23 protein-coding genes and 2 pseudogenes are annotated in these 24,625 nt (G+C 64.7%); 16 read left to right on the top strand and 9 right to left on the bottom strand.

The annotated features are described in order from the left end of the window. Positions 1–68: 68 nt before the first annotated feature. From MUU56_RS10075 to MUU56_RS10060, 4 genes are all read left to right on the top strand, one after another. On the top strand, positions 69–518 hold the full coding sequence (locus tag MUU56_RS10075) for a PaaI family thioesterase (protein ID WP_244767188.1): 450 nt from the start codon (positions 69–71) through the stop codon (positions 516–518). Beyond that, a complete protein-coding gene (locus MUU56_RS10070) occupies positions 515–1,159 on the top strand; it encodes a 5'-methylthioadenosine/S-adenosylhomocysteine nucleosidase (protein ID WP_244767187.1) in 645 nt (214 codons plus the stop codon). The genes MUU56_RS10075 and MUU56_RS10070 overlap by 4 nt, the downstream gene beginning before the upstream one ends. A gap of 53 nt (positions 1,160–1,212) precedes the next feature. Next, positions 1,213–2,775 carry a glutamine-hydrolyzing GMP synthase gene (gene guaA, locus MUU56_RS10065; RefSeq protein ID WP_244767186.1) on the top strand — a complete coding sequence of 521 codons (1,563 nt, stop codon included), beginning with the start codon at positions 1,213–1,215 and terminating at the stop codon, positions 2,773–2,775. 318 nt (positions 2,776–3,093) lie between these two features. Further along, a complete protein-coding gene (locus tag MUU56_RS10060) occupies positions 3,094–4,290 on the top strand; it encodes a tyrosine-type recombinase/integrase (protein ID WP_244767185.1) in 1,197 nt (398 codons plus the stop codon). A 1-nt stretch (position 4,291) separates the two neighbouring features. On the opposite strand, the gene MUU56_RS32920 is transcribed toward MUU56_RS10060, so the two are convergent. From MUU56_RS32920 to traA, 3 genes and pseudogenes are all read right to left on the bottom strand, one after another. Then, positions 4,292–4,441, bottom strand: coding sequence for an AlpA family phage regulatory protein (locus MUU56_RS32920; protein ID WP_398430374.1), 150 nt, complete (start codon positions 4,439–4,441; stop codon positions 4,292–4,294). A gap of 343 nt (positions 4,442–4,784) precedes the next feature. Then, positions 4,785–5,807 carry a ParA family protein gene (locus MUU56_RS10050; protein ID WP_244767184.1) on the bottom strand — a complete coding sequence of 341 codons (1,023 nt, stop codon included), beginning with the start codon at positions 5,805–5,807 and terminating at the stop codon, positions 4,785–4,787. A 291-nt stretch (positions 5,808–6,098) separates the two neighbouring features. Further along, positions 6,099–9,057 (bottom strand): annotated as a pseudogene (gene traA, locus MUU56_RS10045) (Ti-type conjugative transfer relaxase TraA); the annotation flags it as partial. Positions 9,058–9,225: 168 nt separating this feature from the next. Here traA and MUU56_RS10040 point away from each other — a divergent pair. The 4 genes and pseudogenes from MUU56_RS10040 to MUU56_RS10025 all read left to right on the top strand — a co-directional run. Continuing rightward, positions 9,226–9,552: a conjugal transfer protein TraD gene (locus tag MUU56_RS10040; RefSeq protein WP_244767183.1), complete on the top strand. Its 327-nt coding sequence runs from the start codon at positions 9,226–9,228 to the stop codon at positions 9,550–9,552. Position 9,553: 1 nt separating this feature from the next. Then, on the top strand, positions 9,554–9,820 hold the full coding sequence (locus MUU56_RS10035) for a conjugal transfer protein TraD (protein ID WP_244767182.1): 267 nt from the start codon (positions 9,554–9,556) through the stop codon (positions 9,818–9,820). A 313-nt stretch (positions 9,821–10,133) separates the two neighbouring features. Further along, on the top strand, positions 10,134–11,030 hold the full coding sequence (locus tag MUU56_RS10030) for a DMT family transporter (protein WP_244767181.1): 897 nt from the start codon (positions 10,134–10,136) through the stop codon (positions 11,028–11,030). A gap of 74 nt (positions 11,031–11,104) precedes the next feature. After that, positions 11,105–11,398, top strand: a pseudogene (locus tag MUU56_RS10025) (DUF2285 domain-containing protein); the annotation flags it as partial. On the opposite strand, the gene MUU56_RS10020 reads toward MUU56_RS10025, so the two are convergent. After that, positions 11,395–12,255 carry a nucleotidyl transferase AbiEii/AbiGii toxin family protein gene (locus tag MUU56_RS10020; protein ID WP_244767180.1) on the bottom strand — a complete coding sequence of 287 codons (861 nt, stop codon included), beginning with the start codon at positions 12,253–12,255 and terminating at the stop codon, positions 11,395–11,397. The pseudogene MUU56_RS10025 and the gene MUU56_RS10020 overlap by 4 nt on opposite strands. After that, positions 12,252–13,079 (bottom strand): type IV toxin-antitoxin system AbiEi family antitoxin domain-containing protein, encoded by an 828-nt coding sequence (locus MUU56_RS10015; protein WP_244767179.1) that lies wholly within the window; start codon positions 13,077–13,079, stop codon positions 12,252–12,254. The genes MUU56_RS10020 and MUU56_RS10015 overlap by 4 nt, the downstream gene beginning before the upstream one ends. 516 nt (positions 13,080–13,595) lie before the next feature. Here MUU56_RS10015 and MUU56_RS10010 point away from each other — a divergent pair. Then, the gene (locus MUU56_RS10010) at positions 13,596–14,057 is read left to right on the top strand and encodes a carboxymuconolactone decarboxylase family protein (protein ID WP_244767178.1); all 462 of its coding nucleotides are present in this window, start codon (positions 13,596–13,598) and stop codon (positions 14,055–14,057) included. After that, positions 14,047–14,907, top strand: coding sequence for a sigma-70 family RNA polymerase sigma factor (locus MUU56_RS10005; protein WP_244767177.1), 861 nt, complete (start codon positions 14,047–14,049; stop codon positions 14,905–14,907). Before MUU56_RS10010 ends, MUU56_RS10005 begins: the two co-directional genes overlap by 11 nt. Positions 14,908–14,911: 4 nt before the next feature. On the opposite strand, the gene MUU56_RS10000 is transcribed toward MUU56_RS10005, so the two are convergent. Further along, a complete protein-coding gene (locus MUU56_RS10000; RefSeq protein WP_244767176.1) occupies positions 14,912–15,472 on the bottom strand; it encodes a methylated-DNA--[protein]-cysteine S-methyltransferase in 561 nt (186 codons plus the stop codon). A 138-nt stretch (positions 15,473–15,610) separates the two neighbouring features. Between MUU56_RS10000 and MUU56_RS09995 the strand changes: the two genes are divergently transcribed. Together MUU56_RS09995 and MUU56_RS09990 are read left to right on the top strand one after the other, a co-directional pair. Further along, complete coding sequence (locus MUU56_RS09995) at positions 15,611–16,669, top strand: M14 family metallopeptidase (RefSeq protein ID WP_244767175.1); 1,059 nt, start codon at positions 15,611–15,613, stop codon at positions 16,667–16,669. 170 nt (positions 16,670–16,839) lie between these two features. Beyond that, positions 16,840–18,300, top strand: a complete 1,461-nt coding sequence (locus MUU56_RS09990) for a phospholipase D-like domain-containing protein (RefSeq protein WP_244767174.1) — start codon at positions 16,840–16,842, stop codon at positions 18,298–18,300. Here MUU56_RS09990 and MUU56_RS09985 read toward each other — a convergent pair. Both MUU56_RS09985 and MUU56_RS09980 read right to left on the bottom strand, forming a co-directional pair. Next, a complete protein-coding gene (locus MUU56_RS09985; RefSeq protein WP_244767612.1) occupies positions 18,272–19,093 on the bottom strand; it encodes an endonuclease/exonuclease/phosphatase family protein in 822 nt (273 codons plus the stop codon). The genes MUU56_RS09990 and MUU56_RS09985 overlap by 29 nt on opposite strands. A gap of 113 nt (positions 19,094–19,206) precedes the next feature. Further along, the gene (locus MUU56_RS09980; protein ID WP_064332264.1) at positions 19,207–19,686 is read right to left on the bottom strand and encodes an Lrp/AsnC family transcriptional regulator; all 480 of its coding nucleotides are present in this window, start codon (positions 19,684–19,686) and stop codon (positions 19,207–19,209) included. A 149-nt stretch (positions 19,687–19,835) separates the two neighbouring features. Between MUU56_RS09980 and MUU56_RS09975 the strand changes: the two genes are divergently transcribed. The 3 genes from MUU56_RS09975 (at position 19,836) to MUU56_RS09965 (ending at position 22,057) form a co-directional block, all read left to right on the top strand. Then, entirely contained in the window at positions 19,836–21,005 is a 1,170-nt protein-coding gene (locus MUU56_RS09975) for an amino acid aminotransferase (RefSeq protein ID WP_244767173.1), read from the top strand. A 7-nt stretch (positions 21,006–21,012) separates the two neighbouring features. Beyond that, positions 21,013–21,633: a YitT family protein gene (locus MUU56_RS09970; protein WP_244767172.1), complete on the top strand. Its 621-nt coding sequence runs from the start codon at positions 21,013–21,015 to the stop codon at positions 21,631–21,633. A 79-nt stretch (positions 21,634–21,712) separates the two neighbouring features. Then, positions 21,713–22,057 (top strand): ArsC family reductase, encoded by a 345-nt coding sequence (locus tag MUU56_RS09965; protein ID WP_244767171.1) that lies wholly within the window; start codon positions 21,713–21,715, stop codon positions 22,055–22,057. Between the two features lie 104 nt (positions 22,058–22,161). Here MUU56_RS09965 and MUU56_RS09960 read toward each other — a convergent pair whose 3' ends face one another. Then, positions 22,162–23,061, bottom strand: a complete 900-nt coding sequence (locus MUU56_RS09960) for a helix-turn-helix domain-containing protein (RefSeq protein ID WP_133033829.1) — start codon at positions 23,059–23,061, stop codon at positions 22,162–22,164. Between the two features lie 181 nt (positions 23,062–23,242). On the opposite strand from MUU56_RS09960, the gene MUU56_RS09955 reads away from it, so the two are divergent. Beyond that, entirely contained in the window at positions 23,243–24,469 is a 1,227-nt protein-coding gene (locus tag MUU56_RS09955; protein ID WP_244767170.1) for an amino acid ABC transporter substrate-binding protein, read from the top strand. Positions 24,470–24,625 lie beyond the last annotated feature (156 nt).

Raw genomic sequence — 24,625 nt, 5'->3', positions numbered from 1 at the left:
CATGCGCCGTGCAAACGTTCGGCCATCCTTGCCCATCCCGGCGGCGCGCCGGCAGACCTGGTTGCACCATGACCGATTTTCCACCGGCCGATTTCGCCGACCGCATCACCCGAAGCTTTGCCCGGCAGGCGGCGATGCGGCTCATCGGCGCCGAACTGACGCGCATCGAGCACGGCACGGTGGAGATCGAGCTGCCCTTCGACGAGAAGCTGACGCAGCAGCACGGCTTCCTCCATGCCGGCGTCATCTCCGCCGTGCTTGACACGGCCTGCGGCTATGCCGCCTATTCGGTGATCGACGCGGATGCCGCGATCCTCACCATCGAGTTCAAGGTCAACCTCATGTCGCCGGGGCGCGGCGAGCGCTTCCTCTTTCGCGGCGAGGTCACCAAGCCGGGCTCCAACATCATCGTCGCCGACGGGCGCGGTTATGCCATCTCGGATGGCCCGGCAAAGCTCATCGCCACGATGACGGGCACGATGATGGTGGTGCGCGGACGCGAGGACATCGCCGGATGAGCGTTTCCCTCAAGGCCGTCGGCCCGCACCGCATCCTCTATGTCATGGCCGTTGACGCCGAATACGGCCCCCATCTGAAAGCCCGCATCACGCCCTTCATGACGGGCGTCGGCCCGGTCGAGGCGGCCGTGCAGCTGACGCTCGCGCTCTGCCACCTGGAAGCCGAGGGCAGTCTCCCCGACCTCGTCGTCTCGCTCGGCTCGGCCGGCTCGGCGACATTGGAGCAGACCGGCGTCTACCAGGCGACCTCCGTCTCCTATCGCGACATGGACGCCTCGCCGCTGGGCTTCACCCGCGGCGCGACGCCCTTCCTCGACCTGCCGGTGGAGGTGCCGCTTCCCCTTCGCATTCCCGGCATACCCGAGGCGCGCCTTTCGACCGGCGCCGACATCGTCTCGGGCGCCGCCTATGCGGGCATCGACGCGGACATGGTGGAGATGGAGACCTTCGCGGAATTGCGCGCCTGCCAGGCCTTCGGCGTCAAGCTCGTCGGCCTGCGCGGCATTTCCGACGGCAAGGCCGAACTCAGCCATATCGGCGACTGGACGGAGTACCTCCATGTCATCGACGAAAAGCTCGCCGAGGCCGTCGACCGGCTGGAGGCGGCCATCGCCGACGGGACCGTCGTGCTGAAGGGCTGAAGATCCGGCATTTCCCCGTTGCGCGGCGGCAGGATTTTCATTAAAGGCTCGCCATGACCCAGACAGCTCATCCCGACAGCGTTCTCATCATCGATTTCGGTAGCCAGGTGACCCAGCTCATCGGGCGGCGCGTGCGCGAGGCAGGCGTCTATTGCGAGATCATCCCCTTCCAGTCGGCGGAAGAGGCCTTCCACCGCATGCAGCCGAAGGCGATCATCTTCTCCGGCGGTCCCGCATCGGTGCTCGACCAGGGCAGCCCGCGCGCACCGCAGGTCGTCTTCGATTCGGGCCTGCCGATCCTCGGCATCTGCTACGGCCAGCAGACGCTCGCCACCCAGCTCGGCGGCACCGTCGAAGGCGGTCACGCCCGTGAATTCGGCCGCGCCGACGTCGAGATCCTGAAGTCGAGCCCGCTTTTCGAGGGCTTCTGGGAGGTCGGCCGGAAATACCCGGTCTGGATGAGCCACGGCGACCGCGTCACCGTCGCACCCGAGGGTTTCGAGATCATCGGCGTTTCCGAAAACGCCCCCTTCGCCATCTGCGTCAACGAGGCGAAGCGCTACTACACGACGATGTTCCATCCGGAAGTGGTGCACACGCCCGACGGCGCCAAGCTGCTCTCCAACTTCGTGCACAAGATCGCCGGCATCAAGGGCGACTGGTCGATGTCGGCCTACCGCGCGCGCGCCGTCGAGGCGATCCGCGAGCAGGTCGGCGACAAGCGCGTCATCTGCGCGCTGTCGGGCGGCGTCGACTCGTCCGTCGCGGCCCTCCTCATCCATGAGGCCGTGGGCGCGCAGCTCACCTGCATCCTCGTCGACCACGGCCTGATGCGCAAGAACGAGGCGGCCGACGTCGTCGCCATGTTCCGCGAACACTACAACCTGCACCTCATCCATGTCGACGCCGTGGACCGTTTCGTCGGCGAGCTGGAAGGCGTTTCCGACCCGGAAACCAAGCGCAAGATCATCGGCCGCCTGTTCATCGAGGTGTTCGAGGACGAGGCGAAGAAGCTCGGCGGCGCGGATTTCCTCGCCCAGGGCACGCTCTACCCCGATGTCATCGAAAGCGTCTCCTTCACCGGCGGCCCCTCGGTCACCATCAAGTCGCACCACAATGTCGGCGGCCTGCCCGAGCGCATGAACATGAAGCTCGTCGAGCCGCTGCGCGAGCTCTTCAAGGACGAAGTGCGCGTGCTCGGCCGCGAACTCGGCCTGCCGGACAGTTTCATCGGTCGCCATCCCTTCCCGGGACCGGGCCTTGCCATCCGCTGCCCGGGCGGCATCACCCGCGACAAGCTGGAAATCCTGCGCGAGGCCGACGCCATCTATCTCGACGAGATCCGCAAGGCCGGCCTCTACGACAAGATCTGGCAGGCCTTCGCCGTGCTGCTTCCGGTCCAGACGGTCGGCGTCATGGGCGACGGGCGCACCTACGAATTCGTCTGCGCGCTGCGCGCCGTCACCTCCGTCGACGGCATGACCGCCGACTTCTACCACTACGACATGAACTTCCTCGGCCGCGCCGCCACCCGAATCATCAACGAGGTCCGCGGCATCAACCGCGTCGTCTACGACGTGACCTCGAAGCCACCGGGGACGATCGAGTGGGAGTGAATTAAGGTCGTTTCAGACCATCTCGCTCCGTGCCAAAAATCGCGCGACCCCGTTGAATAGTAAGGATTATTTTTCTTACCCCGTATCGCTGCATGTCACCCCAACCCAGCCACTTTGTTGGTAGCGATGTTGGTATGCGTTTGCCCCCAGACCGGATGCGGATTTATGGGCGATCTTACTGGATAAAGAACTGAAAAATCTGAAGCCGAGGGCCAAGCTGTACAAGGTGACGGACCGCGACGGAATGCACGCCGCCGTTACCCGACCGGAGTCATCTCGTTCCGGTATCAGTACCGGGTGAACGGGCGGCAGGAGGTCTTGACCATCGGCCGATATAGCGCCGAGGCAGCGCGCAAGCTGACACGCGCGCCTGATGCGCAGGACTACGGAATGGAAGTGTCGCTTGCGGAGGCGAGGACGTTGCTGGCGCGGGCCAGGCATCAAGTCGAGCGGGGCGAGTCGCCGTCGAAAGCCAAGGTGGAGAAGCGCACCGCGTCGGCCGCAGCGTTGACGTTCGGCGGATGGGCGGAAGCCTACTTCAAACATAAGGCCGATCCCAAGTCGGGGGCCGAGAAACTGGCTGACAGCACCTTGGCGATGCGCCGATCCGTCTATGGCCGCGCGATTGCAGGCGAGTTGTCGAAGCTCAAGCTGGCGGAGGTGACGCCGCAACGCCTCAAACGCCTATGTGATGAGGTTAAGGAGAAGCGCGGGCCGGCCGTCGCCGTGCATATCCGTGAGGTCGTGTTGCTGGTGTTCCGTCACGCCCAAGGAAGCGGACTGGATGTGAGCAACCCGGCTGAGTCGATCCGCATCAGCGCCATCGCCACGTTCGAGCCACGCGACCGCGCACTGTCGCCGTCCGAGGTTCGTGCGGTCCTGGCGGCTTTGGATCATGTGTCGGCGGCGCCTACGCTGCGCTTGGCGGTGGAGTTCGTCCTGCTGACCGGCGTCCGCAAGTCGGAGTTCATCGACGCCATATGGAAAGAAATCGACTTCACCGCCGCGCGCTGGACGATCCCGGCCGAGCGTATGAAGGCCGGCAAGGCGCATGTCGTCCCGCTGAGCGATCAGGCGCTCGACATTCTGACGGCGTTCCGCACCATGTTCGGCAACAGTCGATACCTTCACCCCGGCCGATATGACGGCGATACGCCTATCAGCAACGCGACGCTCAACCGCGTGATCGACACGGTCGTAGAGCGCATCCGGGAGACTTATCCTGACTTTCAGAGCTTTGGCGTTCACGACCTGCGCCGCACGTTCTCGACCGGCTTGAATCGCGCCAAGTTCGATGATCGTTGGATCGAGATGAGCTTGGCCCACGCGCCCCGGAACCGGATCGCGGCCGTCTATAATGTGAACCGCTACCTCGCCGAGCGGAGGATCATGCTTCAGTGCTGGGCTGACATGCTCGACGCTTGGGTGAAGGGCGAATCCGCAAAGGAGTTGATCGCCGACGCGAAGCAACGTGCCGCCGAGGTCCACGACGACGAACTGGATGACGATCTCTGAACTACGTGAGGCTCGCGTCCATTCTGTCACTCGTTGATATTGTGGCCCGCCAGCCGACAGGGTCGGCGATCTTGCGATCGATGGTGGAACGGGACAGCCCGGTCCGAGCGAGAACGGTCCTCAAGCGGATAATGCGGTCTGGTTGACGCATGGTTGCACTGCCTCCTGCTGGCTGTTCCTGACGATTGCAGGGACCAGACAGAGCAACGATTTATCGTTGTGCAAGAGCTATTTACCCGCAGTAGGGCTATGGCGGGCAAACGGCGGCAAATAGGAAAATTCTAGTGCCGAGGTTTCAGGCCACGGAGGTTGATACCGTGTATGAAGATGAGTTCCACTGTCGATATCAAGCCTGATTCGATTAGCTACGCACACGAGGTACAGGAGGCCGACACTGGTTAAATCATTAGGATCAGCTAGCGGCGGGTCTCCTCCTTATCCTGTAACTTTCAAGCGCTCCCGGGCAGGACCTCGGAAGCGCTTTCGTAGTCAACTCAAAGACGTGCTACGGTATCGGCTAGTGCCGTCTTCGCGTTGTCGAGGTAGTCCTTCTTCACCTGAACGCGGTGACCATTCACCGTCTGCTTACCAACTTGAACCTGCGACATCGGTTGACCTTTAGCAAAGGCCACAACGCCGGTCGTTCCGAAATCACGCATTTCAGTAAAACCGTCCTTGACGTTGGTGAAGGTGAATATCTCAGGATTGGTTTTGAGAAGGGCCGTAACGTCGCGCTCAATCGCCGTTAGCACGGCGGCGTAGGCGGACGCGGCTCCCATATACTGCGTCAGCCGGTTCTTAATGATAAGATGCACTTTTGGGAGTTCGCGTCCTGCCTCACGCAATTTGGTGGCGAATGCAAAGGCCAAGTAGATGTCCGATGGAAGCTTCAGGCCATAGACAAGGGAGAAGGCGTTTTGAATGGCGCGCCGAGAAGAATCGTCCGCCATGACCGGCAGGACCAAGCGTTCCGACGCTGCCAGCGCAATCTGGGTATAAAGCGAGAAGCTCGGATTACAATCGAAGAATATCACATTGTATTCGTGTTCGATGGGGCCGATGAAATCACGGAGCCAGTCGATCACCGCGATCCACGGGTTCGAGCCGGGAATTTGGTTGTTTGCCAGCGTGTTTACCGCATTTGACTGCAACTCGAGCAGGGGATCACCACATACGAGGTCGATATTTTCAGGGATCGCTGCGTTGAATTGGTGGGGATTGGTGATGAAGTCCGCAGGCGTGAAAGGCGGAACAGTGTACGGTGAGGGCAGCCGCAACTGAAAGTAGCCGCCGATGCTGCACCGGGGCACTAGACCCTGCTGAGCGAGAAGCTTTTCGCTTCCCTTGTAGTTGAGGCCGCCAAGCATCAATTCCGAAAGATTCGCCTGCGGGCAGACATCAACCGCGAGAATCCGTTCGTCAGGATGTGTCTCTGCATAAAGGTTGATGGACTGGAACGCCAAACTCGTCTTGCCTGTGCCTCCCTTATTGTTCCAAAACGCGTATTTTTTCACCATTCCCTGCCCTCCTGGACGATTGCGAGTTCAATAAGGACAACATTGTGTCCAAATTGGACAATGTAAAGTACTATATGGACGATTAGCTTGGCATGCCCCCCGTAAGAGCTGACGAGGTGTTGGGGAAAGGTGGTCGTGCAGGATCGCAACTGCTGCGTCGTTGGCGCTGCATCTGGGACGGCGAGCGGCTAAAGACTCTTGGAGGAATCCTGTTAGCGACACCACTATGGCACCTGCTGCACCGCGATAGATATAACCAAAGCAGGCCAGTTCTACAGTCCGAGACTCCGGCCCCCTGCTGAGGTCGATGCCGTGGGTGAAGGCGAGTTCCCGGCCAAGGCTGCGGCCTGATTCGATACCGATGCCGAGTTCGCGCTTGCGATTGGCGAGCAGGGATCCAGTTGCGGGTCGCGTTCGAGGCTCTTTGCCATGTCGCCCATGACGGATTTGGTGGCTTTGTAACCGGAGATGTTGCCCGCCTCATACTGGCGGTGGCCGGTGTGTTTGAGTTCATGCCAGCGTTCCACGAAGCGATCCGCGCGGCGCTGCGGATCGGTGAGGATTTCGGTTTCCAGTTGCAGGGCGCGGATGGCGCGATTGACCCCGCCCGATGCCGCCTCCGTCGCAAGCTCGGGGTTTTTCTTGTAGGCGGCTTCGGCATCGTGTGAGCCATACGGCCGCACGTCCTCGAAGGCGGCGCGGGCCTCGTGCAGTTCCTGAACCTGCTCTGGGCTGGCCTTGCCGCCCTGTTCCTGCGCTGCGAAGATCGTATCCACCGCGCGGGCATGGCGAACCAGCGCCCGCGTGCGGGCGCTGCGCAAGACTTCCTGAGGGTCTTCCCCGGTATGCCTCTCCGCCTCGGCCTTTCCGGCTGTTCCCCTTTCCGGCTGCTGTGCGACGTTGGGGCCAGGCACTCCGTCACCGAGAGAACGCAAGCCGTCGAGCATCCCATTAACGGCATCGCGCACCCGTTCCGGCACCAGCTTACGCATGATCTGGACGACGCGGGCGCGGAAGGTGATGCCGCGCCGCTCGGCATAATCCTGTGTCGGGTCGCGCCGTTCATAGTCGGTCGCCATGTCCTTGGCCCGGTCACGCGACAGGGTGTTGATGAGCTTGTCCTAACTGGCAAAGTCGTCGCGGCAATAATGCAGGTCCATGCCATCACGGCGGCGGGACATGGCGACATAGCTGCCGTGGGCGTCCATTCCGGGTGTCGCCAGCAATGCGTCCGGTCCACGGTCATGCCTTGCGCCTTGTGGATCGTCGCGGCATAGCCGTGGTCTATGCGGTCGTAGTCTTTCAAGTCAAAGCTGATGCTTCGCCCGTCATCGGCGCGAACCGTCATGGATTGCGGGCTGACTTCCTCAACCATGCCGAGCGTGCCGTTCTTTACGCCAAGCCCACGCTCGTTTTGCAAGAACATGACGCGATCCCCGGCGGCGAAGTGGTGTTCGCTGCGCTCGACTGTCACGCGCACGTCCTCGCCAAGATCGCCAGCCTCCCGCATCCTGTCGCGGGCGGCCTCGTTAAGTTCGCGCACCTCGGCATTGGTGTGGGTGAGAATGATGCGGCTGCTGTCCGGTGATGCCTGCCGGTCGCGGTCCCAGCGGTCGATTAACTCGTCACGCGCCTGCTGGCGGGTCGTGGCCTCATGCACCATGTCGTGCGCGTCATAGGCGTGGATGGCATGGCCCGCCCTACCGGTCGCCAGATCGCAGGTGGCGTCCCGCTGCCAGTCCTCACGCTGGCGGCGGACGGTTTCGATCTCGCCGCCGCCTTGGCGGTCGTGAATCGAGCGGAAGGCTGCGTCCGCCTCGATGGATTGGAGCTGCTGCGGATCGCCGACCAGCACCACCTTTGCGCCAGCCTCAGCGGCATGAGACAGCACACGTTCCATCTGTCGCGTGCCGACCATGCCCGCCTCGTCGATGACAAGCACATCGCGGCTGGTGAGCATGTCGCGGCCCTGCGCCCAGCCGTGTTCCATGCTGGCGATGGTGCGCGAGGCGATGCCAGAATCGCTTTCGAGATTTTCCGCCGCGATGCCGGACAGGGCAGCGCCGCGCACCTTATAGCCCGCCGCCTCCCATGCCTCGCGCGCCACGCCGAGTATGGCGCTCTTTCCCGTTCCAGCATAACCGACGACGATGCCAAGATCACGACCGTCCGTGACATGCGCCAGTGCCTCGGCCTGCTCGCCGGACAGGACAAGACCGCGCTGCTCGGCGCGCGCAAGGGCGTCGAGTCTGTTTTTCTCGCTGACCTCGTGCCGCTCCTTCTCGGCCATCAATTCCGCCGCACGGTGGAGCCGTTGTTCGACCTCGATCATGTCGCGGGTGGTGAACCGATCCTCGCCGCGTCCGTCCTGCCCAAGCTCGACCAGATCGGGCGCATTGCGGATCGCCCCCATGAGCTCGTTGAACTGGTCAATGCCATCGCTGTGCCGGTGCGCAAACATCGCCATGTCGCGCCGCGTGAAGGTCGATTGCTGATGCGTGATCGCGTCCAGCGCAACGGAAGGATCGGCGATGATCCACGCGCCGTTATTGCGCGCGATCTCCCGGTGCATGTCCGCGCGGTCGGCTATGTCCAGCCCTTCGCCCTCGATGCGCTGCGCAGGCGCGCCGATCTGCCTCTGCAGTTCAAGTTCGATCCCCTCCGCCTCAAGGCTGCGATGGTCGATGCGCGCGTCGATGTCGAGTTCGGCCAACCGCTCGTTGACATGCTCGGCCCAGCGTTCGCGCCAACGCTCCACCATCTCGGTGCGGTTCCAGTCCCGGACTTTCGGGCCGAAACCGTTCTCGTCCACCGAGCGCATGGTGAGCATGACATGGGCATGGGGTTTGGGCATCCCGTCCTCGCCGATGTCCCAATGCACATTCAGATCGGCAATCATGCCCTGATCGACAAACTCCGACTGCGCGAAGTCGCGGGCAAGCTCGATGCCCTGCGCCCGCGTCATCTCGCGCGGGATTGCAAACTCCACCTCGCGGGCAAGCTAGGCGTCCTTCCGCACCTCGAACGCCTCGACATCGTTCCAGAGCCGTTCGCGGCCGGACCATTGCTCCGGGGCGCCATCCGGCAGCAGCACCTCGGAATAGACGACACCACGCTTGGCGGAAAAGTCCTGCACGCGGTCGATGCGCTCGTCGCGCATACGCGAGGCCGAACGGTAGGCGGCGGATGCCACCGCGCTCGACCCGGCCTTGCGGCCGATGACCTTGACGTGAAGATGATAGATCGCCATGCGACGATCATCAGCACGGAAAGCCGCACGTCGGAACGACGTATAAGCGCGCCCTCCCTCGAAAAATCTCGGGATGGACCAGCCGGTCCCGCACCATCCCGACAACATAGAAGCAATCGGCCACGCGCTCAACTATCATCGCTCCATCAACAGCTTATGGAGGATGCAATGCGCAAGCCACGGAACTTCGATATGGAATTGAAGGCGCTTGAGGATAAGGCGCGGGAACTGAAAACTCGCAAGGTGCAGCAACTCGGCGAACTGATGATCGCCACGGTGGCGGACAGCCTCACCGCCGAGGAACTGGCTGGCGCGCTGGTCGCGCTGGCGGAAACCAAGGACGCCGGAAAGAGAGAGGCATGGGCGAAACGCGGCGCTGCGTTCTTTCAGGGGCGGTCGCGGCGATCTGCACCAGCGCCTGACCGCGACGCTGGCGGCGTTCCAACGCAATTGGGCGGCGCACAGCCGGCATCAGGCGCAACGGGCGCGGCATGATATGCAAAGCTGGCAGGTCGAGCACCGCAAGAGAACACGGCATCTGATCGAACTCGGCGGGCTCGTCGTCAAGGCGGGCATCGTGAACCTGACCGGCGATGATCGTGCCATCATCTACGGCGCGATGCTCTGGATGACCGAAAAGCTCAAGAGCGAAGACGGTGAACACGCGCGCAATACATGGACGAAACTCGGAAAGATGGGATTCGAGATGGAACGTCCAACAGGCGTGCATAACACAACTCAACCGCAGCAGCATCGGGCGTGACCGATGGCGGGCGGCGCGGAGACCTCAAATATCGCAGCGCCGCCCGCCATCGCGCGGCACCGCAGCGCAAAAAATACGGTTCGGAGTCGAAATGAGGAAAGAGCAAGGCGCTACCATTCCGGCTGCCACGGATGGCTAACCGTCAGCGGCAAGTTCGCCATCGTCGAGAATGCGCTGCCTGCCCCCTCCTGGGACTATGTCAACTGATCCCATATCGTCAAAATCTATTTGGTTTCCTCAAAAATATCAATTTTTATTATGTCGCTGTTCGCCGCTAGGTTGGGATCGGTTCAGGATTCGACCGAGGCTCGACTTGGCAACAGAGATCAAAACGCACGAACAGACTATCGAGCGAGCGCAAGGCATCACCTATGCCTGTTGCGTCGTAGTCCTCTTCTCCGGCTTCGTGGTCGTGTCGCGCTTGGGTTTCTCGACAGTCCTAACTCTGCCTGACATCGCCGCGTTGCGCTTTGGAATTGGCGGGCTGATGCTTTCCCCGATCCTGATGAAGCATGGCTTGAGCGGCTTGCGGCTTCACGAGGCCGTCGCATTGGCGGTCTTGGGTGGACTAGGATTCGCCCTGCTCGCCTATGCCGGATTTGCACTCGCTCCTGCCGCGCACGGCGCTGTTTTGCTGCACGGCACCTTGTCTTTGACCACCGCCTTGCTCGTTTGGACCTTCGGCAGAAGTGTTCCAAGTGGAGGACGGATAGCCGGTCTTGCAATTATCGTTTCCGGCATCGCCGCTATGGCGTGGGACGGCTTCGCAAATGCCTCCATGTCATTGTTGATCGGCGATACCTGCCTGCTGCTCGCCTCGCTTTGCTGGTCCGGCTACGGCCTTTATGTCCGGCATCTAGGACTATCGGCCGTCCGCGCCGCCGCTCTGGTCGCGGTCATCTCGGCATTGATCTTCCTGCCCACATACGCGCTGCTGCCGGGCAAGATGCTGCTGGAAGCGCAATGGCGGGAACTTCTCTTGCAAAGCATCTTTCAAGGTATCCTGATCGGGGCCATTTCGATCTTCGTTTACACGCGCGCCGTCGCTCTGCTCGGAGCGAGCCAAGTTTCGCTTTTCACCGCGACCGTTCCGATCATTACCGTTTTCGCCGCGTTCATCCTCCTTTCGGAAGTCCCGAGCCTTTTCAGTTTGGCCGGCGTGGCTCTTGTCACCACCGGGATGGTGATCGCGTTGCGATCTTCAACATGAATTGTCCGATGAACGGCCACACCGAAAAGGAAGAACGATGGCTGACCGAAAGCATCATTACAACGTCAAGGTAACGTGGACCGGGGCCGGATTTCCCGGCGCTACCCATACAGCTCCGGCAAAGGCATATTCTGTCCCTGCGCGCGCTCGACGCCCGCCTGCGCGGCGAAAGCTACCGCACCATCACCGAAGTGCTGCTCGGATTCAGCGGCACGAAGGAGGATTGGGAAGTCGACACACGCAAGAACAAGACCCGCCGCCTCGTCACCCACGGCATCAAGATGATGCGCGGCGGCTATCGTCTCTTGCTGCACTATCCCATCAAACAGAGGGCCATTGAGCACGACAGCATCGCTGGGAATCCTTAGACTCCAAACCGCTCCCGCATTTCTCCGGCCTTCGCCCATTCGTCGCCAGGTATCCGGTCGATCAGTTCCTTCATCACCCTGACGAAGGTGGCCTTAAGCGTCTCGTCGGTGAGTGTCTTGGCGCGATCTGTTTGAAGCAACGGCCGCATGTCGGTGAAGAAGGTCGGATTGGCGAGTTTCTGAAACATGCGCTGCTGCGCCTCAGCCCTAGAAATCGTCACCTCTGCCTTTTCAAGGTAGAGCAGGAAACATTTGACGATCCGGGCGGTATCCAGTCCCTCGAACACGGTGAGCGCGTGATCGAGGTCGAACAGATCGCGGCCTTTGTTACGCTGAAGCAAGGCGCGCAGCTTTGTCGCCAGCATTTCCTCCCGTGAGAAAGTCGGGATTGCGGTCCGGCCGATGAACCACGGGTTTTCGACACCGAACGGAATCTCGATGGGCGGATCGTAGGCTTCCCGCTCGCGCGTGTTGATTTCAACCTTGAGATTGATACGCATGTCGGCGGGTTCGTTTTCAGCATCGACACGAAAGCGGAGTTTCGGAGCGACGGGGCTTGGATCGGACTTCGCTTTCCCGAGCCACGGCTCCAGCATGGCGCGAACACCGTCGAGGACCGGCCCAATCGGGCCGGCGCTCGTCCGCACGAGGTCGATGTCTTCCGAGTAGCGTAGCGGTGTGGGGAAATGCAGCTTGTTGAGCGCGGTGCCACCCCGGAAGCGCAGTTCACCCCGCAGGAACGGATCGGAGAAGATGGCAACAAGCGCGCGGCTAATGATGAGGTCTTGCTCGACCTGTCGCTGGCTTGCCCACGGCGCGACGCGGCTCCAGGCGGTAATATAGTCCTGCGGGATCATTCGTCGATCTCGGGCGGCTGGCGAACGATCACGCGCCAGCATGCATCGCGTTCGGATGGCGGCGGCGACAAATCGGGATCGCCCCCCTGTTTGGGGTCGAGTTCGACCCACGGCAGCGGCCCGCGCGCCGACCGCGCCACTAACATTGCTTCCGCGATCTGCGGATGTCCCAGCCTTCGGAGCAGATGCCCGAGGCGCTGCACGACCGCCTTCTCGAAAGCGCCTGACAAGGAGGCGAGCTTTTCAGGTTGCAGCCGCTCGGCCAGTTCGGAAAGCACCGTCGCGATGTTATCCAGCCCAGCGCCGGACTGCGGATAGCGCACTAGGTCGAGCGCCGTCAGCTCCGGTGAGGACAGGTTCATATAGCCCGATGGCGTTTTGCGATCCTCAATCCCCGCCGCCACCGCCGCCATGTCCTTGCGGTAGGAAAATACGATCCGCGTCCGCCCGGCTTCGATGTCGGGCAGGAGCTTGTTCGTCACGACCTGAAACTCCATCACGGCTTGATGTGAAGCGCCGTGAACCGCCGCCGCCGTCAGCAGTCCCACATAGTAGGGCCGCTGCTCATGGCGCATGAGGGCGTCGATATACCATTCGGGCGGCGGCGCTCCCGTCGTGGCGTGCTGGGGCGGCACGATGACATAGAAGCCGCGCCGGGGCCGGAGAAGTTGGCCGCGCTGCTGCAAACGCTCGGCGGCGTCGAGGAATGCGCCCCGGCTGATGCCGATTTCCTTCTGCGCCTCGTCCGCGGAAAAGACTCCCCGGCCCCTGGCCAGCAGGCCGGAAGCGTAGGAGGATAGGGCGGATCGTTCGACTCGGATCATATCTCATTGTCCGCTCTTAGTGCGGAATTTTCAATATGATTCTATGACTCAATCATTTTTGAAAATCCACTTCAAGGCGGACTTTGCCATATGACTATGCGGCGACTCAGACCCTTTTGGCCTACACTCTCCCGACGCTCGTTTATGATGCGAACACGCTCATGGCTGGGAGAATTACTATATAGAATTCAGGATTCTAGTGCCCTTTCCCTTGGTGGTATCGCGGTTGGTATAGCTCTGGGCGCGGACGGAAAACCCCAGTAGTCACAATAAGAAATAAAGCCCATTGACCATCGAGTGGGAGTGAGGGATCGCCGCCCGCGGCGCTGAACCTGCGGCCTGCAGAACGAGATTGAGCACAGCCCCGGCGCCCCGCGTCGGGGCTGTTGCCGTTTGACTTCCCGTCCGGCCGCAGCCAGCATGGACCTGTCTTCGCCTCCAAAAAAACCGGGCGGCGATGTCACAGGCGGCGGCGCCACCTCGTCATAGCGGTGTGTGAACGAAAAGGAGACTGGAATGTCACCCCGCATGACCGACTATTTCAAACGCGCCGAGCCGGCCTTCAAGGCGATATTTTCCCTGGAGGCGGCGCTGAAGGCGAGCCCCCTCGACGCGCTGCTCGTGCATCTGGTGAAGGTGCGCGCCTCGCAGATCAATGGCTGCGCCTACTGCATCCACATGCATGTCGGGGAGGCGCTGAAGGACGGCGAGGACCCGATGCGCCTCCACCTTCTTGCCGGATGGCGCGATTCGCCGCTCTATTCGCCGCGTGAACGGGCCGCGCTTGCCTGGACCGAGGCCCTGACGCTGGTGGCCGAGACGCACGCCCCCGACGCGGACTGGGCGGCGGTCGAGGCCGCCTTCACGCCCGACGAGCAGGCATGGCTGACGGTCGCCATCGGCGCGATCAACATCTGGAACCGCGTGCAGGTCGGCTTTCGCGCCGTGCATCCGGTCGATCAGCGCGATGCCGCCTGATCCCTCCACCAGAACCTTCGAGGCGCAGCGGCCGCGGCTGCTGCGCCTCGCCTACCGGATGCTCGGCACGCATGCGGAGGCCGAGGACATCGTGCAGGAGGCCTGGCTGCGCTGGCACCGGAGCGACCGCGACCGCGTGGCCGCGCCGGCCGCCTGGCTGACCCGCATCGTCTCGCGCCTCTGCCTCGACGCCATGAAATCCGCCCGCTTCCGCCGCGAGACCTATCCCGGCACCTGGCTGCCCGAGCCGCTGATCGAGCCGGCCGACGAGGAGATGCGCGCCGACAACATCACGCTGACGCTGATGGTGGCGCTGGAACGCCTCTCGCCGCTGGAGCGCGCAACCTTCCTCCTGCACGATGTCTTCAACCAGCCGGTGGACGAGGTGGCGGCGACGCTGCAGCGCAGCCCCGCGGCGATCCGGCAGCTTGCCGCGCGGGCACGCGCGCATGTGCGGATCGACCAGCCGCGCTACGCGATCGCGCGGGAAGACAGCCGGGCGATCGTGGAGGCCTTCTTCGAGGCCTGCCGCCTGGGGGATGCGACGGCGCTCGGCTCCATGCTGGCGGAAGACGTGACGCTCCGCTCGGACGGCGGCGGGAAGGTGATGGCCTTTCCCAATGCGATCCACGGGATGGATCGCCTGGTGCGCCTCTATCTCGGGCTTTCGCGCAAGCTCGGCGGGCGCATGGAATTCCTCGACCATCTCGTGATCGACGGACTGCCGGGATTTCTCAGCCGGGTCGACGGCCACCTGCAGACCTCGGCGCTGGACATTTCCGGCGGACGCATCACGGCGATCTACATCACGCGCAACCCGGAAAAGCTGGCCGGGCTGACCGGCGCCTGACGGCTCAGAACCCGAAGGACTGCTGCGCCGGCGCCGGCGGGGCGAAGGAGACGCCTTCGAGCGCCAGCATCTTCAGTTTCGACGAGGCGCCGCCCGGGGCGGAGAAGCCGCCGACCTTGCCGCCGGCGGCGAGCACACGGTGGCAGGGGATGATGAGCGCCACCGGGTTCTTCGCCATGGCCTGGCCGACCTCGCGCGCGGCCTCCGGGCCGGCGCCGAGTTCGCGGGCGAGCGTGCCATAGGTCGTCGTCTCGCCCCAGTGCACCCGGCGGGCGGCGTCGTAGACCGCCCGGAAGAAATCGCTCTGGCCCGCAAGGTCGAGCGGCACGCCGGTGAAATCCGCCTCCTCGCCGGCAAAGTAGCGCCGCGCGGCGGCAACCGCCGCGGCGACGGCCGGCGGCGGCTCGGCGGCTTCCGCGTCGGGCAGGTGGCGCAGCAGCAGGCGGCGCGTGGTGTCGGCATCCTCGCCCGGAAGCTGGAAGCGCACGACGCCCGCCGTCGTCCAGGCGATGCCGCAGGGGCCGCCGGCGGTGTCGAAGATCAGATAGTGGGCCTTTCCGGTCATGGGATCGCTCCTGTTCCCGTTTTGTCACAAGATCGGGCTTCGCCCGGCCGCTTTCAACCCGTTTCCTGCCGGGACTTGCGCGGGGCGGCGCCAATTCGCATAACCGTCCCCAAAAAAGCGAAGCAGCGAGGAGACGACGTGGAACATTCGCAGATCATCATCGGCGGCGATACGGCAGGCATCGAATGGCGCATCCCCGTGTTCCGCTTCAAGGGGACCGACGCCACGGCGCCTTCCGTCCATATCCAGGCCGCGCTGCATGCCAACGAACTGCCGGGCACCGCGCTCCTGCATTTCCTCCTGGAACGGCTGCGCAAGGCGGAGGACGACGGCGCGATCCGCGGCGACATCACCGTCATCCCGCAGGCCAATCCGATCGGCCTCGCGCAAGCGCATTTCGGCGAGATGGAGGGCCGGTTCGATCTCGGCACGCGGACCAACTTCAACCGCGACTTTCCGCTCGTGGCGCTCGGCGAGCGGGACACGCTGCTGGAGGATATCGACCGCCGCAGCGCCGTCGACCGGCTGAAGCGCACATTGCTGCACACCGCGCTCGGCGCCGATCTCGTGCTGGACCTGCACTGCGACGACGAATCCCTGCAATATGCCTATATCGACACGGCCTTCTGGCCGGAGGCGGCCGATCTTGCGGCGGCCCTCGACATGGAGGCCGTGTTCCTTTCCGACGGCGAAAGCACCGCCTTCGAGGAGGCCGTCGGCCATGCCTTCAAGCGAAAGGGCGGCGAGACGCTTTCCACCGTCCCCGGCCGCCTCTCGGTGACCGTCGAACTGCGCGGCAAGCGCGACGTCTATCCGGACATGGCGAAGAGGGATGCGGCGGGCCTCTGGCGCTTCCTTGCCGGCCGCGGCGTCGTCGCCGATCCTGCCCATGCGGCAGGGGCCTATGCCGGCCCCGCCGTGCCGCTCGACAATATCGAGATGGTGCGGGCGCCGGAGCCCGGCACCGTGCTCTTCCACCGCGACATCGGCGAGACGGTGAAGGCCGGCGATCTGCTCGCGACGCTGATCACCCGGCCCGGTGCGCCGGACGGCACGCTTGCCGTGACGGCCGGTCATGACGGGCTGATCGCCACCCGCAGCTCCGCCCGTTACGCCCGGCGCGGCGACGACCTGATGAAGATCGCCTGCCGCGAGGCGACGGGCAGGAACCGCAAGCCCGGCACGCTGGAGGACTGAGCCGCCCCACGCCGAAAGAAACCTGCGCGGGGCGGGCCTCGCCCCTCGCAATCGCCTTGCCCGAAGCAATATATAGGTGCGAGACCGGCGTGACGCACGGGCCGCCTCGCGCGGCTTGCAAAAGCGGCACGCACAAAGACGAGGCCGCCTTGGGATGATCCGCACGCATCATGTTTGAGACGCTCTCCGCCTACTGGCCGCATATCCTCGTCGCCCTGTCGATCCTCCTCGGCGTGCCGGCCGCCATCCATGCCACGATGACCAAGGAAGAGGTGCGCGCGGCGATCGGCTGGGTCGGCGTCATCATGCTGTCGCCGGTCGTCGGGCCGCTCATCTATGCCATCGGCGGGGTCAACCGCATCCGCCGCAAGACGCTGAACCTCAGCCGCGAGGGGCTGCTCGCCGCCGGCTGGCACCACATGGCGGAATACGACGTCTCGAATGCGTATATGCAGGTGGCCTATGGCGGGGCGCTCGCCGCCATGCAGCGCCTCGGCGATACGGTCGGCCGCTGCAAGCTGACCTCCGGCAACCGCATCAGCGTGCTATCGACCGGCGACGAGGCCTATGCGGCCATGCTGGCCGCCATCGCGGCCGCGGAACGCTCCGTCCTGCTCGAAACCTACATCTTCGACCGCGATGCCGCCGGCGAGCGCTTCGTTGCGGCGCTGTCGGACGCCGTGGCGCGCGGCGTGCAGGTGCGCGTGCTGATCGACGCGGTCGGCGCGCGCTACTCGATCCCCTCGATCGTCTCCGACCTGCAGCGGGCGAACGTGCCGGCGGACGTCTTCAACGGCAACATCGTCATGGGCCTGCGCCTGCCCTATGCGAACCTGCGCACCCACCGGAAGATCCTCGTCGTCGACGGCAGCGTCGCCTTCACCGGCGGGCTGAACATCCGCGCCGGTTTCTGCGCCGAGTTTTCCGGCGAGGCGGCGGCGCTCGACACGCATTTCCGCCTGACCGGCCCCGTGGTCAGCGATCTCTTCCGCATCGCCTACGAGGACTGGCGCTTTTCCGGCGGCGACGAGCTGGCGGGCGAGGCCTGGCAGATCGCCCCGCCGCCGGATGCGCCGGAAAGCGGCATGCTTGCCCGCGTCGTGCCGTCGGGCCCGGACAAGAGCCTTGAGACCAACCACCGCATGCTGATGGGGGCGGTCTCCGTCGCCAAGCGGCACATCCGCATCATGTCGCCTTATTTCCTGCCGGACCGCGAGCTGATCAGCGCGATCGTCACGGCGGCGCGGCGCGGCGTGGAGATCGACATCGTCGTTCCCTCCTCCAACAACCTAAAGCTCGTCGATCTCGCCATGACGGCGCAGTTCGACCAGATGCTGAAACACGGCTGCCGCATCTGGCGGGCCTCCGGTGCCTTCAACCATTCCAAGCTCGCGGTCATCGACGGCGCCTGGTCCTATGTCGGCTCGTCGAACATCGATCCGCGCTCGCTGCGGCTGAATTTCGAGGTGGATATCGAGGTGATCGACGCCGACTTCGCCGATCTCATCGACCAGCGCATCGCCGCCGCACTGTCCGAGGCCGAGGAGGTCACGCTCGAGGACCTCAGGGCACGTCCCTTCGCCCAGCGCCTCGTCGAGCGCATCACATGGCTCGGCTCACCCTATCTGTAGGCCCGAACGAGCGCTCCCAGACGACCTTGAGGTCGATATGCGCCTTGATCGGCAGGTGATCGGACGCGACGCGGGCAAGCGGCGTGTCGTGCACCTCGACGGAGGTGACGAGATCGTGCGGATGGCCGAGCGCGCGGTCGAGCGCGAGGACCGGAAAGCGGGAGGGAAAGCTCGGCACCGCGCCGGAGGCGGGATCGAAGGTCGGCTGCAGGCGCGAGAGCGAGGACCGGCGGCCGACGCGCCATTCGTTGAGATCGCCGACAAGCAGGGTCGGCATCTCCTCTTCTTCCGCGACGGAGGCGAGGATCGCCATGGCCTGCTGCTCGCGCGAGCGCTTCAGAAGGCCGAAATGGGCCGCGACCAGCCGCAGCTTGCCGACCGGCAGGTCGAGCGTCACGACCAGCGCGCCGCGCGGCTCGACGCCCGGCAGCTTCAATTGCCGCACGCCGCCGACGGCGCCCTTGCGGATCATGATCATGTTGCCGTGCCAGCCATGGCCGGTGGAGGAGAGCGCGGTGATCGGCACCGGGACGAGGCCGCAGTCCCGTTCGAGGATATCGAGGTTGAGCAGGCCGGAGCGCTCTCCGAAGCGCTTGTCCGCCTCCTGGATGGCGATGATGTCGGCGTCGATCTCGGCGATCACGTTCGCCGTGCGCTCCGGATCGAAGCGCCGGTCGACGCCCACGCATTTGTGCACGTTGTAGGACGCGATCACGGTATCGCCGGGGCGATTGTTCTCCGGCGGCCGATGGCCGCGGCGGTTGCGGATGGCCGTCAGCAATGCGGCCGGCATCAGCTTGTCGTTCGGCTTCCTGTCCACGTGTCCTTCCTTGTGGCCCCTCCATCATATGGGCGCTTTGCCCGCGTCGGCAACCTTTCACGGCCAAGAAGGTTCCGCGAAAATGGCTAGGGAAGAACGCTCACCTGCATTTTCGGGCTGTCGAGCAGGATGGTCGAGCGCAGCGTCTTGATCTCGCCGATCCGCTCGAACTCGCTCCACAGCAGCCGGCGATAATCGGCGACGTCCTTCACGGCGATCTTCAGGAGGAAATCGAAATCGCCGGCGACCGTGTGGCACTCCACCACCTCCGGCATGCGCCGCACGAGATCGATGAAGCGCTCGCCGACGCGCGGGGCCGTGCGCTCCAGCGTCACCTCCAGGAAGGCCTGGAAGCCGATGCCGGCGGCGCGCGGATCGACGATCACCGTGTGGCGGATGACGCCGCCTGCCTCCAGCCGCGCCAGCCGGCGCGACAGCGGCGCCGGCGAGAGGCCGACCTTCTCGGCGAGCCGGTTGTTGGAGAGCCCGGCATCCTCGACGAGCAGGCGGATGATGCGCCGATCCGTCTGGTCCAGCGCCACCTCGTCGCCCGGCTTCCTGTCCATGTCCCGCCCCACGCAAAAACCTGCATCAATCTAGCAGCGGCAAGCAAGAAGGCAAAAGCTTCTTGCGCCTTGTCCGCAATATCATGGTCGATTTTGCGACGGCTTTGGCCTAAACCGCTTGAGAGACACACCGCACAAGGAACCCGGCCATGTTCGACGCCCTCGCCCGCCAGCCCGACGACCCGTTGCTTGCCCTGATCGGCCTCTTCCGGGCGGACGAGCGCGCCGGCAAGGTGGACCTCGGCGTCGGCGTCTATCGCGACGAGACGGGCGCGACGCCGATCTTCCGCGCGGTGAAGGCGGCGGAACGGCGTCTCGTCGAGACGCAGCCGACCAAGGCCTATGTCGGCCCGGAAGGCGACCCGGTCTTCCTGGAGCGCCTCTGGGCGCTGACGACGGGGGACGCCGGCCGCGGCCGCGCCACCGCCGCGCTGCAGACGCCGGGCGGCTCCGGCGCGCTGCGCCTTGCCGCCGACCTGATGGCGCGCATGGGCACGAAGGGCATCTGGCTCGGCCTGCCGAGCTGGCCGAACCATGCCAGCATCTTCAAGGCGGCGGGCCTGGAGGTCGTCACCTATCCCTTCTTCGACGTCCCCTCGCAGACCGTGCTCTTCGACCGGATGATGGACGCGCTCTCCGGCGCCGCGCCGGGCGATGCCGTGCTGCTGCACGCCAGCTGCCACAACCCGACGGGCGCCGGCCTTTCGGCAGAGCAGTGGCGCGCCGTCTCCGATCTCGTCGCCGCGCGCGGCCTGCTGCCGCTCGTCGACATCGCCTATCAGGGCTACGGCCGCGGCCTCAACGAGGATGCCGCCGGGCTGCGCACACTGCTGGCCGCCGTGCCGGAAGCGCTGGTCGCCGTCTCCTGCTCGAAGTCCTTCGGCCTTTACCGCGAGCGCACCGGGGCGATCTATGCGGCCTGCGGCAGCGCCGAGACGGCGCTGTCCGTGCGCAGCAACCTCGCCGCCCTCGCCCGCACCAGCTATTCCATGCCGCCGGACCATGGCGCGGCCATCGTCGCGACGATCCTCGGCGACGAGGCCCTGAAGGCGGACTGGATGGCGGAGATCGAGACCATGCGGCTGCGCATCACCGCGATCCGCGAGCGCCTCGCCGCCGGCCTTTCCGGCCGCTGGCAGGTGCTGACGGCCATCCGCGAGCAGGAGGGCATGTTCTCCCTGCTGCCGCTGGAGGAGGCGGACGTGCTGAAGCTGCGCGCCGAGCACGCGATCTACATGCCGACCTCCGGCCGCATCAACATCGCCGGCCTCAAATCGGCCGAGGTCGATGCCGTCATCGAGAAGTTCCGGAGCCTCTGAGGACACGATGTCTGTCGAAACAGCCGCCCGGCCCGAGCGCCATTCCGCCTGCGAGGATGCCATCGCCATCGTCGTCGGCACGATGTTCATGGCGCTCGGCGTGGTGATCTACACCAAGGCCGTGCTGCTCGCCGGCAGCACGGCGGGCCTTGCCCTGCTCCTGCAATATGCCAGCGGCATCGGCTTCTGGTGGCTGTTCTTCGCCATCAACCTGCCCTTCTACGTCCTCGCGGTCAGAAAGCTCGGCTGGGCCTTCACCCTGCGCACCTTCGCGGCCGTCACGCTCGTCTCGATCTTTACCCGGCTAACCTCTGAGCTCGTCTCCTTCTCCCATCTCGATCCGCTCTATGCGGCCGTCATGGGCGGGGCGCTGTCCGGCACGGGCCTGCTCATCCTCTTCCGCCACCGCACGGGGCTCGGCGGCATCAACGTGCTGGCGATCTACCTGCAGGACCGTTTCGGCATCCGGGCCGGCTATTTCCAGCTCGCCGTGGACCTTGCCATCCTTGCCGCCGCCGTCTTCGTCATCCCGCTCGACCGCCTCGCGCTCTCCGTGCTCGGTGCCGTCGTCGTCAACATGACGCTCGCCATCAACCACCGCCCGGGCCGCTATCTCGGCGTGACGTGACGCCTGGGCGCAAAACCGCTGCGCACTTTTGCCGGAATCGCTCTATGAAGGCGGCGACCATCAAACGAAGGAGACAGGCGTGACCGTCACGATCTACGGCATCAAGAACTGCGACACGATGAAGAAGGCCCGGACCTGGCTCGACGCAAAGGGCGTCGCCTACCGTTTCCACGACTACAAGGCCGAAGGCATCGATGCGGCAAGCCTGACGCGCTTCGTCGACGCGCTCGGCTGGGAGACCGTGCTGAACCGCGCCGGCACCACCTTCCGCGCCCTGCCGGATGCCGACAAGCAGGATCTCGATGCAAGGAAGGCGATCGCGCTGATGCTCGCGCAGCCCTCGATGATCAAGCGCCCGATCCTCGACCGCGGCGGCGCCCTGACGGCGGGCTTCAAGCCGGAGATCTACGAAACGCTTTTCTGAGCTTAGAGCGTTTCCACTTTTCCTTGAATCGCGAAAATGCTCTATCTCTTTGTTTTTACGCAATTCCGGACGCAAAACCGCTGCGCACTTTTGCTGGAATTGCTCTACGGCCAGGCGGCATAGGAGGTTTCCGCGCGCACCTGCCGGCTGGCGAGCCCCGCCCGCCGGGCGCGCGGCGAGACGCCGGCCAGCCGCTTGAAGAACCGGCTGAAATAGGCTGCATCGCGAAAGCCGAGCGCTTCGGCGACCTCGGCGATCTGCAGGCTCGACCCGTCGAGCAACATTTCCGCCTCCATCATCAGCCGCGCATGGATCAGCTCCATCGGCGAACGCCCCGTGGCGCGCCGCACCGCCGTGTTCAGCCGGTCCGGCGTCACGCCCAGCACGGCGGCATAGTGGGCGAGCGGCCATTGCTCGCGCATGTGCAGTTCCACGAGATGCAGGAAGCTGCGCACGGTGGCGCGCGGCGAAGGCTTCGGCTTCTCCGTCGCCGGATTGGCGCGGCGCCAGATGGCGATCAGCAGGAGGGCGAGATGATGGCGCACCACCTCCTGCATGCCCGCCGCGTTCTCGCGCAGTTCCGCCTCGATCGTCTCCACCGTCTGGAGCATCTTTCTCGCATCCGCCAGCGCCAGCTTGGCGCCGAGGATCGGCCGGGCGATGGCATCGCGCACGTCGGCGAAGATCGCGCCCGTCGGCATGGCGGGGCCGAGCGCCAGCTCCGGGATCGCCAGCGCCGCCCCCTCCGCGCCGGCATCGAAGAGCACCGTGCCACGCTCGCCGGCCGGCGCCCAGACGATGGAGGGGCCGGAAAGTCCGAGATCCGCCGGGCCGAGCGACACCCGCCCGCTGCCGGACAGGAGCAGGAAGACGCGGTTGCGCCCGCCGCGGAAGGTCCAGCCGGATTGCGACAGCGCCCCGCGGAAGAGCCGCGCCTCCGTCGGCAGCGGCGGCGTCGTGGCCGCGGCGCGATGCTGCGGCGCGAGGGCGTCCTGGAAGGGCATGGCGAGATCTCCTTGCCGTGAAAAGTACAAGTATCTCTTGTAAAAGTCTATTCCGCCCTGCCCCGCCTGCGGCTAACCTTTCATCCGTCAAGAAGCGACAGCAGGCCCGGAGGAGAATGCGGCCGCTGCCCGCCTTGGCGCGACGCCTGCCGAAGAGCAGGCCTTTTGGGAGGAATCGACGATGAAATCTCTGCAACGCAGGCACGTCCTGCGCATGATGGCGGCTGCCTCCGCCCTCTTGGCAACGGGCATCGCACCGGGCGCGCTTGCCCAGGACCGCACTTCGGTGAAGATCGGCTATGCCATTTCCAAGACCGGCCCCAATGCCGGCGGCGCCGGCATCACGACGCTGCCGAACTACCAGCTCTGGGTGAAGGACGTGAACGATGCCGGCGGGCTGGAACTGCCCGACGGCACGAAGCTGCCGATCGAGGTGATCGAATATGACGACCGGTCCGCTTCCGAGGAACTGGTGCGCGCCGTCGAGCGCCTGGCGACGCAGGACGAGGCGGACTTCATCCTCGCGCCCTGGGGCACGGGCTTCAACCTTGCGGCCGCGCCACTCTTCGACCGCTACGGCTACCCGCAGCTCGCCGTCTCCTCCGTCACCGACAAGGCGCCGGATTTCGTCAAGCGCTGGAAGAGGAGCTTCTGGATGCTCGGCGGCGGCCACGACTATGCGGGCGCGCTCGCCGGCCTCATCAAAAAGGCCGCCGCCGACGGCACGCTCAACAACAAGGTCGCCATGGTCTCGGTCGCCGACGGCTTCGGCATCGACCTCGTGACCGCCGCGCGGCCGGCCTTCGCGGACGCCGGCATCGAACTCGTCTACGACAAGACCTACCCGGTCGGCACGTCGGACTTCACGCCGATGATCAACGAGGCGAAGGCGAGCGGCGCCGACAGCTTCGTCGCCTTCTCCTATCCGCCGGATACCTTCGCGCTGACCCAGCAGTCTCAGGTCGCCGATTTCAATCCGAAGCTGCTCTATCTCGGCGTCGGCACGGGCTTTCCGGTCTATGGCAAGAACAATGGCGACAACGCCACCGGCATCATGAGCCTCGGCGGTATCGACCCGGCGAACGAGGCGAACGCCGCCTATCGCAAGCGCCACGAGGAGGTGACCGGCCAGGGTCCCGACTATTGGGGCAGCGTCATCACCTATGCCTCGCTGCAGATGCTGCAGGAGGCGATCAAGCGCAAGGGCCTCGACCGCGAGGCCGTTTCCGCGGAATTGTCGGCCGGCACCTTCCAGACCGTGCTCGGCGAGACGAAGATGGAAGACAACCAGCTTCGCACGCTCTGGTGGACCGGCCAGTGGCAGAACGGCCAGTTCGTCGGCATCGCGCCCGCGGACCGCGCCGGCGCCAGCCAGCCGATCCTGCCGCGGCAGGCGTGGAAGAAGTAGCCGCACGCCTCGCGAGGGGATCGAAGGGCGCTCCGGCGGACCAAAAAGTGCCCCTCACCCTAACCCTCTCCCCGCAAGCGGCAGGCGAATTGCATATGGAATGAGGCGACGCGTCTTTCCCCTTCTCCCCCGCGGGGAGAAGGTCGCGGCAGCGGG

It is taken from the genome of Shinella yambaruensis (assembly GCF_022899355.1).
Lineage (GTDB): Bacteria > Pseudomonadota > Alphaproteobacteria > Rhizobiales > Rhizobiaceae > Shinella > Shinella yambaruensis.
The sequence above is the reverse complement of the archived record's forward strand: the minus strand, read 5'-3'. Positions and strand labels throughout refer to the sequence as shown.

Excerpts from the sequence above, each read along its gene's own strand:
- MUU56_RS10075 (WP_244767188.1), top strand. The coding sequence starts at position 69 with ATGACCGATTTTCCACCGGCCGATTTCGCCGACCGCATCACCCGAAGC.
- MUU56_RS10070 (WP_244767187.1), top strand. The coding sequence starts at position 515 with ATGAGCGTTTCCCTCAAGGCCGTCGGCCCGCACCGCATCCTCTATGTC.
- guaA (WP_244767186.1), top strand. The coding sequence starts at position 1,213 with ATGACCCAGACAGCTCATCCCGACAGCGTTCTCATCATCGATTTCGGT.
- MUU56_RS32920 (WP_398430374.1), bottom strand. The coding sequence starts at position 4,441 with ATGCGTCAACCAGACCGCATTATCCGCTTGAGGACCGTTCTCGCTCGG.
- MUU56_RS10050 (WP_244767184.1), bottom strand. The coding sequence starts at position 5,807 with ATGGTGAAAAAATACGCGTTTTGGAACAATAAGGGAGGCACAGGCAAG.
- MUU56_RS10040 (WP_244767183.1), top strand. The coding sequence starts at position 9,226 with ATGCGCAAGCCACGGAACTTCGATATGGAATTGAAGGCGCTTGAGGAT.
- MUU56_RS10035 (WP_244767182.1), top strand. The coding sequence starts at position 9,554 with ATGCAAAGCTGGCAGGTCGAGCACCGCAAGAGAACACGGCATCTGATC.
- MUU56_RS10020 (WP_244767180.1), bottom strand. The coding sequence starts at position 12,255 with ATGATCCCGCAGGACTATATTACCGCCTGGAGCCGCGTCGCGCCGTGG.
- MUU56_RS10015 (WP_244767179.1), bottom strand. The coding sequence starts at position 13,079 with ATGATCCGAGTCGAACGATCCGCCCTATCCTCCTACGCTTCCGGCCTG.
- MUU56_RS10010 (WP_244767178.1), top strand. The coding sequence starts at position 13,596 with ATGTCACCCCGCATGACCGACTATTTCAAACGCGCCGAGCCGGCCTTC.
- MUU56_RS10005 (WP_244767177.1), top strand. The coding sequence starts at position 14,047 with ATGCCGCCTGATCCCTCCACCAGAACCTTCGAGGCGCAGCGGCCGCGG.
- MUU56_RS10000 (WP_244767176.1), bottom strand. The coding sequence starts at position 15,472 with ATGACCGGAAAGGCCCACTATCTGATCTTCGACACCGCCGGCGGCCCC.
- MUU56_RS09990 (WP_244767174.1), top strand. The coding sequence starts at position 16,840 with ATGTTTGAGACGCTCTCCGCCTACTGGCCGCATATCCTCGTCGCCCTG.
- MUU56_RS09985 (WP_244767612.1), bottom strand. The coding sequence starts at position 19,093 with ATGCCGGCCGCATTGCTGACGGCCATCCGCAACCGCCGCGGCCATCGG.
- MUU56_RS09980 (WP_064332264.1), bottom strand. The coding sequence starts at position 19,686 with ATGGACAGGAAGCCGGGCGACGAGGTGGCGCTGGACCAGACGGATCGG.
- MUU56_RS09975 (WP_244767173.1), top strand. The coding sequence starts at position 19,836 with ATGTTCGACGCCCTCGCCCGCCAGCCCGACGACCCGTTGCTTGCCCTG.
- MUU56_RS09970 (WP_244767172.1), top strand. The coding sequence starts at position 21,013 with ATGTCTGTCGAAACAGCCGCCCGGCCCGAGCGCCATTCCGCCTGCGAG.
- MUU56_RS09960 (WP_133033829.1), bottom strand. The coding sequence starts at position 23,061 with ATGCCCTTCCAGGACGCCCTCGCGCCGCAGCATCGCGCCGCGGCCACG.
- MUU56_RS09955 (WP_244767170.1), top strand. The coding sequence starts at position 23,243 with ATGAAATCTCTGCAACGCAGGCACGTCCTGCGCATGATGGCGGCTGCC.